This window comes from Hydrogenophaga luteola (genome assembly GCF_042648585.1).
In the GTDB taxonomy this organism is placed as follows: Bacteria; Pseudomonadota; Gammaproteobacteria; order Burkholderiales; family Burkholderiaceae_C; genus Hydrogenophaga; species Hydrogenophaga luteola.
In genome coordinates this window covers 469,878-484,358 of sequence record NZ_JBHRXX010000007.1, presented here as the reverse complement: position 1 = coordinate 484,358, position 14,481 = coordinate 469,878, and the positions used below count along the sequence as shown (strand labels likewise).

12 protein-coding genes are annotated in these 14,481 nt (G+C 69.2%); 8 read left to right on the top strand and 4 right to left on the bottom strand.

From position 1 onward, the window contains the following. Nucleotide 1 precedes the first annotated feature (1 nt). The 7 genes from ACFOPI_RS17030 (at nt 2) to ACFOPI_RS17000 (ending at nt 8,384) form a co-directional block, all read left to right on the top strand. Nucleotides 2–2,374, top strand: coding sequence for a xanthine dehydrogenase family protein molybdopterin-binding subunit (locus ACFOPI_RS17030; protein WP_382176310.1), 2,373 nt, complete (start codon nt 2–4; stop codon nt 2,372–2,374). Nucleotides 2,375–2,390: 16 nt separating this feature from the next. Further along, nucleotides 2,391–3,179 (top strand): FAD binding domain-containing protein, encoded by a 789-nt coding sequence (locus tag ACFOPI_RS17025; protein WP_382176308.1) that lies wholly within the window; start codon nt 2,391–2,393, stop codon nt 3,177–3,179. A gap of 70 nt (nt 3,180–3,249) precedes the next feature. Further along, the gene (locus tag ACFOPI_RS17020; protein ID WP_382176306.1) at nt 3,250–4,182 is read left to right on the top strand and encodes an AAA family ATPase; all 933 of its coding nucleotides are present in this window, start codon (nt 3,250–3,252) and stop codon (nt 4,180–4,182) included. Between the two features lie 11 nt (nt 4,183–4,193). Then, nucleotides 4,194–5,378 carry a vWA domain-containing protein gene (locus ACFOPI_RS17015; protein WP_382176304.1) on the top strand — a complete coding sequence of 395 codons (1,185 nt, stop codon included), beginning with the start codon at nt 4,194–4,196 and terminating at the stop codon, nt 5,376–5,378. Nucleotides 5,379–5,420: 42 nt separating this feature from the next. Then, complete coding sequence (locus ACFOPI_RS17010; protein ID WP_382176301.1) at nt 5,421–6,029, top strand: CoxG family protein; 609 nt, start codon at nt 5,421–5,423, stop codon at nt 6,027–6,029. Between the two features lie 41 nt (nt 6,030–6,070). After that, nucleotides 6,071–7,144 carry an XdhC family protein gene (locus tag ACFOPI_RS17005; protein WP_382176298.1) on the top strand — a complete coding sequence of 358 codons (1,074 nt, stop codon included), beginning with the start codon at nt 6,071–6,073 and terminating at the stop codon, nt 7,142–7,144. Nucleotides 7,145–7,277: 133 nt separating this feature from the next. After that, the gene (locus tag ACFOPI_RS17000; protein ID WP_382176295.1) at nt 7,278–8,384 is read left to right on the top strand and encodes a helix-turn-helix domain-containing protein; all 1,107 of its coding nucleotides are present in this window, start codon (nt 7,278–7,280) and stop codon (nt 8,382–8,384) included. Between the two features lie 118 nt (nt 8,385–8,502). Here the strand turns inward: ACFOPI_RS17000 and ACFOPI_RS16995 are convergent, their stop codons facing one another. Together ACFOPI_RS16995 and pedF are read right to left on the bottom strand one after the other, a co-directional pair. Continuing rightward, on the bottom strand, nt 8,503–9,393 hold the full coding sequence (locus ACFOPI_RS16995; protein ID WP_382176292.1) for a substrate-binding periplasmic protein: 891 nt from the start codon (nt 9,391–9,393) through the stop codon (nt 8,503–8,505). Between the two features lie 53 nt (nt 9,394–9,446). Continuing rightward, nucleotides 9,447–9,932 carry a cytochrome c-550 PedF gene (gene pedF, locus ACFOPI_RS16990; protein WP_066155669.1) on the bottom strand — a complete coding sequence of 162 codons (486 nt, stop codon included), beginning with the start codon at nt 9,930–9,932 and terminating at the stop codon, nt 9,447–9,449. Nucleotides 9,933–10,335: 403 nt separating this feature from the next. Between pedF and ACFOPI_RS16985 the strand changes: the two genes are divergently transcribed. Then, nucleotides 10,336–12,387 carry a sigma-54-dependent Fis family transcriptional regulator gene (locus ACFOPI_RS16985; RefSeq protein WP_382176289.1) on the top strand — a complete coding sequence of 684 codons (2,052 nt, stop codon included), beginning with the start codon at nt 10,336–10,338 and terminating at the stop codon, nt 12,385–12,387. On the opposite strand, the gene ACFOPI_RS16980 is transcribed toward ACFOPI_RS16985, so the two are convergent. Both ACFOPI_RS16980 and ACFOPI_RS16975 read right to left on the bottom strand, forming a co-directional pair. Then, nucleotides 12,364–13,380 carry an MBL fold metallo-hydrolase gene (locus tag ACFOPI_RS16980; protein ID WP_382176287.1) on the bottom strand — a complete coding sequence of 339 codons (1,017 nt, stop codon included), beginning with the start codon at nt 13,378–13,380 and terminating at the stop codon, nt 12,364–12,366. The two genes, ACFOPI_RS16985 and ACFOPI_RS16980, sit on opposite strands and share 24 nt — an antisense overlap. Continuing rightward, a complete protein-coding gene (locus tag ACFOPI_RS16975; RefSeq protein WP_382176284.1) occupies nt 13,377–14,435 on the bottom strand; it encodes an alpha/beta fold hydrolase in 1,059 nt (352 codons plus the stop codon). Before ACFOPI_RS16975 ends, ACFOPI_RS16980 begins: the two co-directional genes overlap by 4 nt. Nucleotides 14,436–14,481 lie beyond the last annotated feature (46 nt).

Sequence of the window (14,481 nt, the reverse complement as noted above, 5' to 3'; positions counted from 1 at the left end):
CATGGGTGCATCCGACATCAGCAACCTGCCGCACATCGGCGAACCCGTCCGCCGCAAGGAGGACTACCGTTTCCTCACCGGTGCTGGCCAGTACACCGACGACATCACGCAGGCCGCGCAGACCTACGCGGTGTTCGTGCGCAGTCCGCACGCGCACGCCGCCATCAAGGGCATCGACACCTCGCGCGCGAAGGCGATGCCGGGCGTGGTGGCCGTCTTCACCGGCGCCGACATCGACGGCAAGATGGGCGGGCTGCCCTGCGGCTGGCTGATCACCTCGACCGACGGCACGCCGATGAAGGAGCCGCCGCACCCGATCCTCGCCATCGGCAAGGCACGCTACGTCGGCGACCAGGTGGCCATGGTGATCGCCGACACGCTGGAGCAGGCCAAGAACGCCGCCGAGGCGGTCGACGTTGACTACGACGTGCTGCCGGCCGTGATCGACATGCGCGAAGCCAGCAAGGGCCCCGCCCTGCACGACGCCGCGCCGGACAACCACTGCTACAAGTGGGCCATCGGTGACAAGTCGCAGGTCGATGCCGCGTTCGCCAACGCGGCACATGTGACCAAGATCGACCTGACCAACAACCGCCTGGTGCCCAACGCCATGGAGCCGCGCGCGGCCATCGGCAGCTACAACCGCGCGACCGAGGAATACACCCTTTACGTCGCGAACCAGAACCCGCACGTCGAGCGCCTGCTGATGACCGCCTTCGTGCTCGGCCTGCCAGAGCACAAGGTGCGCGTGATCGCGCCCGACGTGGGCGGCGGCTTCGGCTCCAAGATCTTCCTCTACGCCGAGGACGTGGCCCTGACCTGGGCCGCCAAGCAGACCAATCGCAGCATCAAGTGGACCTGCGAACGCAGCGAGTCCTTCCTGACCGATGCGCACGGCCGCGACCACATCAGCCACGCCGAGATGGCGATGGACAAGGACGGCAAGTTCCTGGCGATGCGGGTGCACACCGACGCCAACATGGGCGCCTACCTCTCGACCTTCGCGTCGGCGGTGCCGACCATCCTCTACGCCACCCTGCTGGCCGGCCAGTACACCTGCCCGCAGATCTACGTGGAAGTGGACGCCTGGTTCACCAACACCGCGCCGGTCGACGCCTACCGCGGCGCCGGCCGCCCCGAGGCCACCTACCTGCTGGAGCGCCTGGTGAGCCGCTGCGGCTGGGACCTGGGCCTGTCGCAGGCCGAGATCCGCAAGCGCAACTTCATCAACAGCTGGCCCTACCAGACGCCGGTGGCCCTGCAGTACGACGTGGGCGACTACCTCGGCGCGCTGACCAAGGCCGAAGACATGGCCGACGTGGCCAGCTTCGAGCAGCGCAAGGCCGCCAGCGCGGCCAAAGGCCTGCTGCGCGGCATCGGCTACAGCAGCTACATCGAGGCCTGCGGCATCGCGCCGTCGAACATCGCGGGCGCCCTTGGTGCGCGGGCCGGCCTGTTCGAGTGCGGCGAGGTGCGTGTGCACCCCACCGGCAGCGTGACGGTCTTCACCGGCTCGCACAGCCACGGCCAGGGCCACGAAACCACCTTCGCGCAGGTCGTGGCCGCGCGACTGGGCATCGCGGTCGAGGCGGTGGACGTGGTGCACGGCGACACCGGTCGCGTGCCCTTCGGCATGGGCACTTACGGCTCGCGCTCGATCTCGGTCGGTGGTGCGGCGATCATGAAGGCGCTCGACAAGATCGAGACCAAGGCCAAGAAGATCGCGGCCCACCTGATGGAGGCCAGCGACGCCGACGTGGAGTTCGCCAACGGCGAGTTCACCGTGAAGGGCACCGACAAGAAGGTCACCTTCGGCCAGGTTGCGCTGACCGCCTATGTGCCGCACAACTACCCGCTGGACAAGCTGGAGCCGGGCCTGAACGAGACCGCGTTCTACGACCCGACCAACTTCACCTTCCCGGCCGGCACCTACATCTGCGAGGTCGAGGTGGACCCCGCGACCGGCAAGACCCGCGTCGACAAGTTCACCGCCGTCGACGACTTCGGCACCATCATCAACCCGATGATCGTCGAGGGCCAGGTGCACGGCGGCATCGTGCAGGGCATCGGTCAGGCGCTGCTGGAGAACTGCGTCTACGACAAGGAGTCCGGCCAGCTGCTGACCGGCTCGTTCATGGACTACGCCATGCCGCGCGCCGACGACTTCCCCGAGTTCAAGATCGGCACCATCTGCACCCCCTGCACCCACAACCCGCTGGGCACCAAGGGCTGCGGCGAGGCCGGCGCCATCGGTTCGCCACCCGCGGTGATCAACGCCGTGCTCGACGCCCTGCGTCCGCTGGGCGTCAAGGAGTTCGACATGCCCGCCTCGCCGGGGCGTGTGTGGGAAGCCATTCAATCCGCCAAGGCCTGACCGGGAGGAGGACACCATGTACGCATTCACGCTCGACAAACCCGCCACTCTGGCCGACGCACAGAAAGCCGCCGCCGCAGGCGCCAAGCCCCTGGCCGGCGGCCAGACCCTGCTGGCCTCGATGAAGCTGCGCCTGTCCGATCCCGGCCAGCTGGTCGACCTCGGGGGCGTCAAGGAACTGGCCGGCATCCGCAAGGAGGGCAACGCCCTGGTGATTGGCGCCATGACGCGCCACATCGACGTGGCCAACAGCGCCGAGGTGGCCGCCGCCATTCCCGCCCTCACGCACCTGGCCGGCCACATCGGCGACAAGCAGGTGCGCGTCATGGGCACGCTGGGTGGCTCGGTCGCCAACAACGACCCCGCCGCCTGCTACCCCAGCGCTGTGCTCGGTCTGGGGGCCACGGTGCACACCACGAAGCGCAAGATCACCGCCGACGACTTCTTCCAGGGCATGTTCACCACCGCGCTGGAAGACGGCGAGCTGATCACCGCGATCAGCTTTCCGATTCCGAAGAAGGCGGCCTACCTGAAGTTCAACCAGCCGGCCTCGCGCTTTGCGCTGATCGGTGTGTTCGTGGCGCAGACCGACGGCGGCGTGCGCGTGGCAGTGACCGGCGCCGGCAACGGCGTGTTCCGCCACGCCGGTCTGGAAGCCGCGCTGAACGCCAGCTTCACGCCGCAGTCCGCCGCCAGCGTGAAGATCAGCGCCGACGACTGCAGTGCCGACCTGCACGCCAGCGCGGCCTACCGTGCGAACCTGATCAGCGTGCTGACCCAGCGCGCCGTCGCCCAGCTGGCCTGATTTCCGGCTGTCACCGCCAGGGCCCCGCGTTCACCGACCCGGGGCCCTTTTTCCTTCACAGAACATTCCCATGAGCGCTTTTGCCTCGATCGACGTCCTGATGCACGCCCTGCAGTCGGCCGGCTACTACGCCGACCGCCGCCTGGCCACCGCCGTGTTCCTGGCCCTGAAGCTGCAGCGCCCGCTGCTGCTCGAAGGCGAACCGGGCGTGGGCAAGACCGAGCTGGCCAAGGCGCTGTCGGTGGCGTTGGGCCGCGCCCTGCTGCGCCTGCAGTGCTACGACGGGCTGGAGCAGCGCGAGGCACTGTACGAATGGAACTACGCCGCGCAGCTGCTGCACATGCGCGCTGCACAGACCCGACTCGAAGTGGCACACACGGACGGCGGCGCCGATGAGGTGGCGCGCATCGAACGCGAGGTCTACCAGGAGCGCTACCTGATCAAGCGGCCGCTTCTGGCGGCGCTGCAGGCGCCCGAGCCCGGCGCCCTGCTGCTGATCGACGAGGTCGACCGCGCCGACGAGCCCTTCGAGGCCTTCCTGCTGGAGTACCTGGGCGAGTACCAGGTCAGCATTCCCGAGTTCGGCACGGTGCGCGCCGCCTGCCCGCCGGTCACCATCCTCACCAGCAACCGCACGCGCGAGCTCAACGACGCGGTCAAGCGCCGCTGCCTCTACCACTGGCTCGACTACCCCGAGCGCGAGCGCGAGCTGGACATCGTGCGCGCCCAGGTGCCGCAGGCCTCGGCCGCGCTGGCGACCCAGGTGGCCGACGTGGTGCAGCGTCTGCGCAGCCAGCCCTTTGCCAATGCCTTCCAGCGCTCGCCCGGCATCGCTGAGAGCGTCGAGTGGGCCAAGGCGCTGGTGGCGCTGGACACGCTGTCGGTCGACCCCGAGGTGCTGAGCGACACCGCCGGCATCCTCTTCAAGCAGCGCGAGGACGTGGCCGCACTCACGCGCGACATGGCCGCCGAGTTGCTCAAGCCGGCCGACACGCCCGCCTGAGTCCGCCGCTCATGCAGCTCGGAGACGCCCGCACCGGCAAACTGGCCAACAACATCGCCGGCTTCGGCCGCGCGCTGCGCCGCGCCGGCGTGCGCGTGGACAGCTCGCGCATTGCGCTGGCCACGCGCGCCGCCATGGCGGTCGGGCTGGAGCGCAAGGAGGACGTGAGCGCGGCGATGGAGGCGGTGTTCGTGACCCGCGAGCAGGACCGCCTGGTGTTCCGCGAGCTGTTCGACACCTACTTCCGCAACCCCGAGATCGCGCAGAAGCTGCTGTCGCAGCTGCTGCCCAGCGCCGAGGGCAAGGCCGAGCCGAGCCAGCGCCGGCCGCGCGTGCGCGAAGCGCTGTCGCCTCAGAAGAGCTTCGGGCAGCAGGCCAAGCCGAAACAGGAAGACCAGAAGGTCGAGTTCGACGCCGCCATGACGGCCAGCGACATCCGGCGCCTGCACCATGCCGACTTCAACACCCTCTCGGGCACCGAGTACCGGCTGGTGGAGCGGCTGGCGCGCGACATCCGCCTGCCGCTGCCGACCTACGATTCGCGCCGCAGCCAGCCCGGCCCTGGCGGCACGCGGCCGCACTGGCAGCGCGCTCTGCGCCGCGCGGTGCGCCACGGCGGCGAGCTGATGGAACTGCCGCAGCTCTCGCGCCGTGAGCAGCCACTGCCGCTGATGGTGCTGGTGGACGTGTCGGGCTCGATGGAGCGCTACACCCGGCTGCTGCTGGCCTTCCTGCACGCGGCCACGCGCCACCACCGGCGCCGCGACGTGTTCGCCTTCGGCACCCGGCTGACCGACCTCACACCGGCCTTCCGGCTCGCCGACACCGACGACATGCTGGTCGCCGCCAACGAGCTGATCGCCGACTTCGCCGGCGGCACCCAGCTCGGCGCCTCGCTGCAGGCGCTGCAGCAGCAGCACGCGCGCCGCCTGGTTGGCCGCCGCACGCTGGTGCTGATCGTCAGCGACGGCCTGGACACCGGCGAGCCCGAGGCGCTGTCCGAATCGCTGGCCTGGCTGCGGCGGCGCTGCGGCCGACTGCTCTGGCTCAACCCGCTGCTGCGCTTCGAGGGCTATGCCCCGCTGGCCCGGGGCGCCGCGGCCCTGCACCACCACGCGCACGGCATGCTCGCCGTGCACAACCTCAGCAAGCTCGAAGACCTGGCCGCCAGCATCGCGGCCGTGCTGCGGCGCTGACCCATTCACTCAGAAACCCCAAAACAAAGAGGACACACCACCATGGACATGCAAGGCAACCGCTCCCTGGCCGTCACCCAGCAACAGGCCTGGGACGCGCTCAACGACCCCGCCGTTCTCAAGGCCTGCATCCCCGGCTGCGACAAGGTCGAGGCCACGGGCGAGAACCAGTACGCGGTGGGCATGGCGGTCAAGATCGGGCCGGTGGCGGCCAAGTTCGCTGGAAAGATCCTGCTCTCGGACATCGTCGCGCCCGAGTCCTACAAGATCAATTTCGAGGGCCAGGGCGGTGTGGCCGGCTTCGGCAAAGGCACGGCCGAGGTCCGGCTGACGCCAAACGGCAGCGGCTGCGAGCTCGACTACACCGTGCACGCCACCGTCGGCGGCAAGGTGGCGCAGCTGGGCCAGCGCCTGATCGACGGCACGGCCAAGTCGATGGCCGAAGACTTCTTCAAGCGCTTCGACGAGGCCATGCAACAGGCCCACCCCGAAGCCTACGCCGCACGCGATGCCGCGGCGCAGGCCGCTGCGGCGGGCGAGGCACCGGTGGCCGTGGCCGAGGCCACCGCCCCCAGCGGGGGGAGCATTCCCACCTGGGTCTGGATCGCGGGTGGTGTGATGCTGCTGGCCCTGTGGTGGTTCAGCCGCTGAGGCCTGCTCCGCTCACAATTGCCGCCTGTACTGGAGACGCCATGGAAAACCTCGACATCACGGTGCTGCGCCAACTGCTGCAATGGCGCCAGCAAGGCCAGCGCGCGCTGCTGGCCACGGTGATCCGCACCTGGGGGTCCTCGCCCCGCCCGGTCGGTTCGATCATGGCGCTGTGCGAGACCGGCGCCGTGATCGGTTCGGTCTCGGGCGGTTGCATCGAGGACGACCTGATCTACCGCTACCGACGCGCGGACGGCGCTGCGGGCGCGGGCACCCACGACATCCCCGACGGCCCGCCGGAGCGCGTGAAGTACGGCGTCAGCGCCGACGAGGCCCACCGCTTCGGCCTGCCCTGCGGCGGCACGCTGGAACTGATGCTGGAGTTCAACCCCGACACCGACGCTCTGGCAACGCTGGTGACGGCGCTGGGCGAGGGGCGGCTGATGCAGCGCAGCACCGACCTAGCCACCGGACACGTCACGGTCGCGGCCTGCGAGCGGCCGCAGGCGCTAAGCGACGATGGGCGCGTGCTGCGCAACACCTTCGGGCCCGAATACCGCATGCTGCTGATCGGCGCCGGCCAGCTGGCCGAGTACCTCTCGACCATGGCGATCTTCTGCGGCTTCTCGGTCTCGGTCTGCGACCCGCGCGAGGAGTACCGCGGCAGCTGGAACGTGCCCGGCGCCAAGCTGCTCACCGGCATGCCCGACGACGTGGTGCAGGCCTTCGGCGTCGACCGCCGCACCTGCGTCATCGCGCTCACGCACGACCCCAAGCTCGACGACCTGGCCCTGCTCGAAGCCCTGGGCACCGAGGCCTTCTACGTCGGCGCCATCGGCTCGCGCCGCAACAACGAGGCCCGGCGCGCGCGCATGATCGAACACTTCGACCAGACCGGAGAGAGCCTGGCCGCCATGCGCGGCCCCATCGGCATCTACATCGGCAGCAAGATGCCCTCGGAAATCGCGGTCAGCATCATGGCCGAGGTGCTGGCGGTGAAGAACGGTGTGGCGCTGCCGCGCGACGCCCAGGTCGGTCCGGCCAAGGACCAGCTCCAGCCCCGCAGCGCGGACGACGGCGGCGCCGTCTGCTTCAGCGCGTCGCGCGTGGCCTGAGCGCCGCCGCCCCGGCCACGGCGTGGCATGTGACTTGCGGTTGACTGCAAAAGAGGTGCATTGTCCGGGTGCCTGCCCGGGCACTGTCTCAATCTGCAACACTGTCGTTCCGCCCACGAACGCCGAGGCCGATGTGACCACCACCGTCCATTCCCCCCTGCTCCCTGACCAGCGTCTGGCCCTGATCGAACGTGCGCGCCTGTCGGTGCTGGAGGCGCGCGACAGCGCCCCCTCACCCTGGCTGGCCGCTCCGATCGAACGCTCCTGGCGTCGCTGCCTGGCCATGGGACAGGACCCGCACCAGCGCGTGGCCTTCGAGCCGGTGTCGGCCAGCGGCATGCGCCAGGCGCTGGAGGCGAGCCAGCCCCTGATCCAGGCCGCCGCGCCGGTGATCCGCTCGCTCTCGCGGGCGATGGTGCACACCCGCTACTTCGCCATCCTCACGGACGCCCGCGGCACGGTGATCGACGTGGACGGCCCGGTCGACCGCAACAACCCGCGGGCCGCGGCCATCGCGCGCGTGGGGGTCGACCTCTCCGAGCGCGCCGTCGGCACCACCGCCATCGGCACCACGCTGACCGACCACGAGCCGGTCTGGCTGCACCGCGGCGAACACTTCTTCCACGACAACGGCGCCTTCAGCTGCGCCGGCGCGCCGATCTGGGGGCCGGACGGTCACTGCGTCGGCATGCTGGACCTGACGGGTATCGACGTGGCGGAACAACCCGCCCTCAAGCACCTGGTGACGCAGTCGGCGCGCAGCATCGAGAACGCGCTGACCACCTCGCGCCCGCACCGCATGCTGCTGCGCCTGAACTGGCCGGGCCGTGTGCTCGGCGACGACAACGACGGCCTGGTCTGTGTGGACGACGACGGCCGCATCATCGGCGCCAACCGCGCGGCCTCCGACATGCTGGGCCTGATGCCGCAGGAGGGCGCGATGCACTGCAGCGAGGTCTTCGCGGTGCCCACCGATGGCCTGTTCGACGCGGCCCGCGCGCAGCGCCCGGCGTTCGAGGTGCCGCTGTGGTCCGGCCTGCGGCTGCAACTGCTGGCCCAGGGACCAGGCCGCGTCTCCGGCTCGCCGCGCCCGGCCAGCCACAGTGTGCCGCTCAAGGACGTGGAGGCCGCCCTGATCCGCCGCGCGGTGGAAGACGCGCGCGGCAACGTCATGGAAGCGGCCCGCGCGCTCGGCATCAGCCGCGCGACGGTCTACCGCAAACTCACGAAAAAGAAATAGCCCCCTGCGCCGCTGCGCGGCTTCCCCCCTGCTGCGCGAGGGGACCGCCCCTGTGGTCCGGCAAAGCCGGTCCAACGGGGCGACTGGTCTGGGGGCGCGCGCTCCGGCTGCGCTTCCTTCAAGGAGCCGTAAGGGTCAAGCCATGTTGCTTGAACATGGCCAGCAGCTCGCCGCTCTCGCGCAGTGCTTTCATGGCCGTGTCCAGCGCGGTCGCCAGGTCCTTGTGGGCCGCCTTGATCGCCATGCCCACCGGCCAGCCGGTGTCGGCAATGCCGTTGTTGAGGTTGAGTTTGGACAGCGGGAACTGCTCCACCGACGCCTTGCGCTGGAACAGCGCGGCCTCGGCCTGCGCCCGCAGCACGAACGCGCCTGCGGCCTTGCCGTCGATCACCGCCTGCGCGGCCTCGACGCCCGAGGGGTAGATCGAGACCTGGTTGCGCAACAGCCCACCGCCATAGCCCATGAGCACGCTGGCCGCCCCCGCGCCGCGCTCAGCCGCCAGCGGCAGGCCCTTGAGGTCTTCGGGGGAAGCGGCCGAGGCCAGACGCCGGCTGTCGTGCAGCAGCACATTCGACTGGCGCATGTAGGGCGCCATGATCGTCACCTGCGGGTTCCCATTGGCCAGGAAGCGGTCGGCCGGCACCTGCAGCATCACGTCGGCCGGCCCGTAGCCCAGGTAGTGGCCGCGCCAGACCATGTTGCGCAGATCGTCGTTCATGTTCTCGCCTGCGTCGAACGGCAGCAGCGAGAGCTTGAGATTCATCTGGCGGGCCAGCGCCTCGGCCAGTGACACGTCCAGGCCTTTCATGTCCGTGGCCGGGCCGCTGGAGAACGGTGCGTTGTCCTTGTACACCGCGACTTTGAGCGCCCCGTTGGCGCGGATGCGCGCCAGGTCGCTCAGGTCGGTCTGCGCCAGCACCGGCCAGGGCATGGCCAGCGCGGCCGGCAGCAGCGCCAGCGCTTCGCGGCGGCGCAGGCCCCTGGAAGTCTTCAGGGTGGAGTCGGTCATGGGTCTTGTCTCTCTGTGATGTTGTCGCTGACGGCCCCGCCGGTGGCGTGGGCTCAGGGTTCGCGGCGGGTCTCGATGTAGGTGCGGATGGTCCAGATCGCTTCCTGCGTCAGCGTGCCTTCGAACGGCGGCATGTAGACACGCCCGTCGCGCACGCGGCCGCGGCGCACGGTGGAGATGAAGTAGTCGTCCATTTCCTTCATGCAGGAGGCCTTCTTGGCCGCGTCGGCCAGGCCGGAGCAGTCGCTGTCCATCTTGCGCAGGTCGGGCGAGATGCCGCCGGAGATGGCTTCCAGGCCATGGCAGCGGGCGCAGTTCTGGTTGTAGGCTGAGGTGCCGATGCGCAGCGCCTCCTTGCGGGCCGGGCTCTGCTCGTTGTAGGGGTTGGCGTCCAGCCACTTGGCGCCCAGCTGCGGCAGGGTGCTGGTGTCCACGGCCTGCGGGACCACGTCCCCGTGGGCATACACAGCGGTGGCGGTCAGGCCGGCCACCAGCAGGGCGACAGCGCGTCGGGATGCGAGGGAAAAACGGACGTTCATGGGCTTGTCTCCAGGTTCAGAAAAAAGGGCTTCTGACACCCGGTCAGCAATAAGCGGGCCACAAAAAGAACCGCCTCTGTGTCACCCGCATCCCGGCCCAATTGCAATGCCCATGTGTTCCAAATTGAACCACCCCGTTGTCCCACACCCCCACCACTGTCCCATTCCGAACGGGCACAAGGGGCCACTGTGAGCTGGCCGGGGATTTGCTTTGTACCGGAAGGAGGCACCCGCCACAGCTTGTTTCATTCAGGGATTTCCCACTGTTGATTCGTGGCACAGATATGAAGAAAATCACATGAGTCAGGACAGCAACGACCACGATCCGCTTCAGTTCGGCCCCATCGAGCCGAACTGGTCGATGGATTACTGGGGAGGCCTTCCCCCGGACCCTGGAGACAACATGAGTGCCGCCATGTACACGCCACCCGGCCGAGAGCGTGTCAGCATGCCTTCTGCCCCCCACGAGGCCGGACATGATCCGATCGGCCAGTCGCATCAGCGCTCGCGTGCATTCGGCATCACCGAACAGAGCGAACCCGACTTTTCCAGCCCGCTGCGTGGCGACCTGACCAGCGCCCTGGACGAAAACCGCTTCCTGTTCCAGCACGCGGCACCGGTCATGGAGACGCTGTACGACCAGATCGCCAACACCCACAGCATGGTGCTGCTGACCTCGGCCAAGGGCATGGTGCTGCACTCGCTGGGCGACAACGACTTCCTGGAAAAAGCCTCGCGCGTGGCGCTGATGCCCGGCATGGACTGGTCCGAGCAGACCAAGGGCACCAACGCGATCGGCACCGCGCTGACCGAAGAAGAGGCGCTCACCGTCCATGGCAACCAGCACTTCCTGAACGCCAACAAGTTCCTGACCTGCTCGTGCTCGCCGATCTTCGACCCCTACGGTCAGGTCATCGGCGCACTGGACGTGACCGGCGACCAGCGCAGCTTTCACCAGCACACGCTGGCCCTGGTGCGCATGTCGGCGCAGATGATCGAGAACCACATGTTCGCCGACATCTTCCCGAAGGCGATCCGGGTGCACTTCCACACCCGCTCGGAGTTTCTCGGCACCCTGGTCGAAGGCATCGCGGTGTTCTCGCCCGAGGGCCGCTTCATCTCGGCCAACCGCAGCGCACAGTTCCAGATCGGGCTGCCGTTTGCTGCGCTCAAGGCCCACACCTTCTCCTCGCTGTTCGGCATCCCGATCTCCTCGCTGGTCGACCTGTTCAGCGGCACCCTTCCCACGCCCAAGCAGCTGGTGCTGCACAACGGCGTGGCCGTGTGGTGCCGCGTCAAGATCAAGGCGGCCAACCCCTGGAACGCAGGCCGGCCCATGCCGGTGACGCCGCAGCAGGCCGAAGAACAGGCCGCCGCCACACCCTCGCCTGCGGTGGCCAAGGTGGTGCCGCGCAAGCCGCACCTCTCCACGCTGCAGTACCTGGACACCGGCGACCCGCAGGTCTCGGCCGTGATCCACAAGCTGCGCATGGTCTCGGGCAAGGACATCCCGGTGATGATCCTGGGCGAGACCGGCACCGGCAAAGACCTGCTGGCGCAGGCCATCCACGGCGACTCCAACCGCTCGGGCCAGCCCTTTGTCTCGGTCAACTGCGCCTCCATTCCCGACACCCTGATCGAGTCGGAGCTGTTCGGCTACGAAGAAGGCGCCTTCACCGGCGCGCGCAAGAAGGGCTCGATCGGCAAGATCCTGCAAGCCAACGGTGGCACGCTGTTCCTCGACGAAATCGGCGACATGCCCAAGCACCTGCAGGCGCGGCTGTTGCGTGTGCTGCAGGAGCGGCGGGTGAGTCCGCTGGGTGCGGGCAAGGAGGTCGACGTGGACGTGGCCATCGTCAGCGCCACCCACAAGAACCTCAAGGACATGATCGCGCGCGGCGACTTCCGCGAAGACCTCTACTACCGTCTCAACGGCCTGGTGGTGCGCCTGCCGGCGCTGCGCGAGCGCACCGACTTCGACCTGGTGGTGCAAAAGATCGTCAAGTCGCTGTGCGAGAGCGGCCAGAACATAGGCATCGCACCGCGGGTGATGGACATCTTCAAGCGCTACCACTGGCCGGGCAACTTCCGCCAGCTGCACAACCTGCTGCGTACGGCGGTGGTGATGGTCGGCTGTGCCGGCATGATCGACATGGAGCACCTGCCGGACGACTTCCTCGAAGAGCTGGAACACGGCCTGCCGCACCCGGTGGCGCAGCGCCTGAGCACGCCGGTACCGACCGTCGACGCCTCGCTGCCGGAGGTGCCCAGCGCGCCGCCCATGCCCGAACCCACGGTGGATGGACAGAAGCTGCAGGACGTGGCGATCAGCGCGATGGCGCAGATGCTGCGCCTGCACGGCGGCAATGTGTCGGCCGCGGCCAAAGCGCTGGGCGTCTCGCGCAACACGATCTACCGAAAGAAGCACCTGCTACCGCCCGATCTGTTGGGCTGAGGGCTGGCGGTCCATCCACACGGGCTCCAGTTCGCGCCAGGCGCGCAGCACGTTGAAGCCGTGCCTTTCCTCGTAGCCCGCCCAGTCGCGGAAGGCGGGCAAGGCGACGCGGTCGATCTCCTGCGGCTGTCCGCCTTCGTCCATGGCCTGCAAGGTCTTATCGCGCAGCGCGCCGAGGTAGGCGCGCGTGTCCTGCAGCGCGGACGGGTGTCCCGACGTTGGCGCGACCGACCAGGTGGTGGCGATCACCTGCCTGGGCCCCAGAGCCTGCAGCCGGTCCAGTGCAGCGATCCAGCCCTCCAGATGACCTTGCGCGAGTTCGGGCACACGGCGCTGGTAGACGAGCCCACCGGCCCACAACACGCGCTGCCGCGCGTCCCACAGCACCAGGTCGCCCTCGGTGTGCGCGTGCTCCACCCGCATCACGCGCAATCGCCAGCGACCCAGGCGCAGCACCTCGCCTTCGGACAACGTGCGCGTGGGCAGCACGATGCGCGTGCCCGCCATGCCGGCTTCACCCACCCGCCGGGTCAGGCTGGCCAGACAGTCCGGGCAGCGCAGCGCCATGCCTTCGCGGGTGGCTGCGGTCGCAAGGATCTGCGTGCGGCCGGCGGCCACGTCGGCGGCAAAGGCTGAGTTGGCCAGCACGTTCTCGGAATGCGCGTGGGTGTTGACGATCCAGCGCACCTGCGCGCCAAAGCGGCAGGCCAGCGAACGCCGCACACGTTCGCCGTGCCAGTGGCTGGGCCCGGGGTCGATGACCAGCGCCTGGCGCCCTGACACCAGCACGCTGGTGGGCACCACATGGCCGGCGTTGTCGGCCGACACATCGCTGCCGTCCGGTGGCAGCCAGACCCAGGCGCCCGGCGCCACGGCGCGCCAGGGCACCGGCTGCAGCGAGTCGCAGTCCGGGGCCGCCCGGAGAGACGCGACCTGCCCAAGGAGCAGCACGGCCAGCACCCAGCGATACCAGGCCATCAAGCCGGGTCTCACGACCGCCTCACCTTCTGGCGCAGCGCGGCCAGCGTGTGTGGCTCGTGGCCCAGGTGTCCGGCGCGGGTCAGCGTGAGCGAGGAACTTCCGGGCGCGAGGCGCTCCATCTGCGCATGCCAGCGCCGGCTGTTCTGCGGCGGGCACACCGCGTCAAACGCGCCGTGCACCCAGTCCACCGGCACACCCGCGAGCGCGACCACACGCACCGCCCGGTCCAGCCCGCCCGGTCGCACAAAGCCGCGCCGCAACAGGTAGTGAGACTGGATGCGGAATTTGCGCAGCAGCGCCCGGTCCGTGCCGTCGATGCGGCCCCCACGGCGCTGGAACCCCGCCGCCATGCGCCTATCGCGCCGCCGCTGGGAAGCCCAGGCAGCTCGGCCTGCGGCCACGGACCCTTCGGCAGCAAGCAGCGCGCGCCACAGGCCCCGCGCCGCGGCGCGCGATTCGAGCAGTGCCCAGCGCCGCGCCGCGCCCAGACCTGCAACAGCGGGTGTACCGGATTGGAGCAACTGGCACAGACGAGCCAGCAGCGCGGGCAGTGCCACACTGCGTGGCGCTGGCCAGAAGGTCACAGGAACACTCAGGGTCTTCCCTGATGCCGCGCCATTCAACAGGCCACCGATCTCCCGCCGCGACAGCGCGAAGGCGCCGCGCAACACCATCCGTTGCACCCGCTGCGGATGGGCCTGCGCGTAGGCCAGCGCGAGCACCGTGCCCCAGGAGCCAGCCAGCAGCGACCAGCGCTCCAGCCCCAGCTGCCGCCGCAGGGTTTCTAGGTCGGACACCAGCGCCGCCGTGTGGTTGCGCACGATGCTCCCGCGCGGTCTGCTGGCGCCGCTGCCCCGCTGATCGGGCACGATGGCCAGGTGCCGCGACAGATCCAGAGGCGCCAGCAGACCGGGGTTCGCGCCGCTGCCCGGACCACCGTGCAGCACCAGCCAGGGTGCGCCCTCAGGGTTTCCCCCCAGATGCCAGGCCAGGTGGTGTGGTCCGCCACGGTACAGATCCCGCTGGCGCCGCCAGGGGCTTGACGTGGTGGCATCGAATTTGCTCATATCGGGTGCGACTTGAACTGCGACGAGGCAGGCAGGTTAGCAGTCA

Coding starts and splice junctions, on each gene's coding strand:
- ACFOPI_RS17005 (WP_382176298.1), top strand. CDS start 6,071: ATGGAAAACCTCGACATCACGGTGCTGCGCCAACTGCTGCAATGGCGC.
- ACFOPI_RS16975 (WP_382176284.1), bottom strand. CDS start 14,435: ATGAGCAAATTCGATGCCACCACGTCAAGCCCCTGGCGGCGCCAGCGG.
- ACFOPI_RS16995 (WP_382176292.1), bottom strand. CDS start 9,393: ATGACCGACTCCACCCTGAAGACTTCCAGGGGCCTGCGCCGCCGCGAA.
- ACFOPI_RS17010 (WP_382176301.1), top strand. CDS start 5,421: ATGGACATGCAAGGCAACCGCTCCCTGGCCGTCACCCAGCAACAGGCC.
- ACFOPI_RS17015 (WP_382176304.1), top strand. CDS start 4,194: ATGCAGCTCGGAGACGCCCGCACCGGCAAACTGGCCAACAACATCGCC.
- pedF (WP_066155669.1), bottom strand. CDS start 9,932: ATGAACGTCCGTTTTTCCCTCGCATCCCGACGCGCTGTCGCCCTGCTG.
- ACFOPI_RS17025 (WP_382176308.1), top strand. CDS start 2,391: ATGTACGCATTCACGCTCGACAAACCCGCCACTCTGGCCGACGCACAG.
- ACFOPI_RS17020 (WP_382176306.1), top strand. CDS start 3,250: ATGAGCGCTTTTGCCTCGATCGACGTCCTGATGCACGCCCTGCAGTCG.
- ACFOPI_RS17030 (WP_382176310.1), top strand. CDS start 2: ATGGGTGCATCCGACATCAGCAACCTGCCGCACATCGGCGAACCCGTC.
- ACFOPI_RS16985 (WP_382176289.1), top strand. CDS start 10,336: ATGAGTGCCGCCATGTACACGCCACCCGGCCGAGAGCGTGTCAGCATG.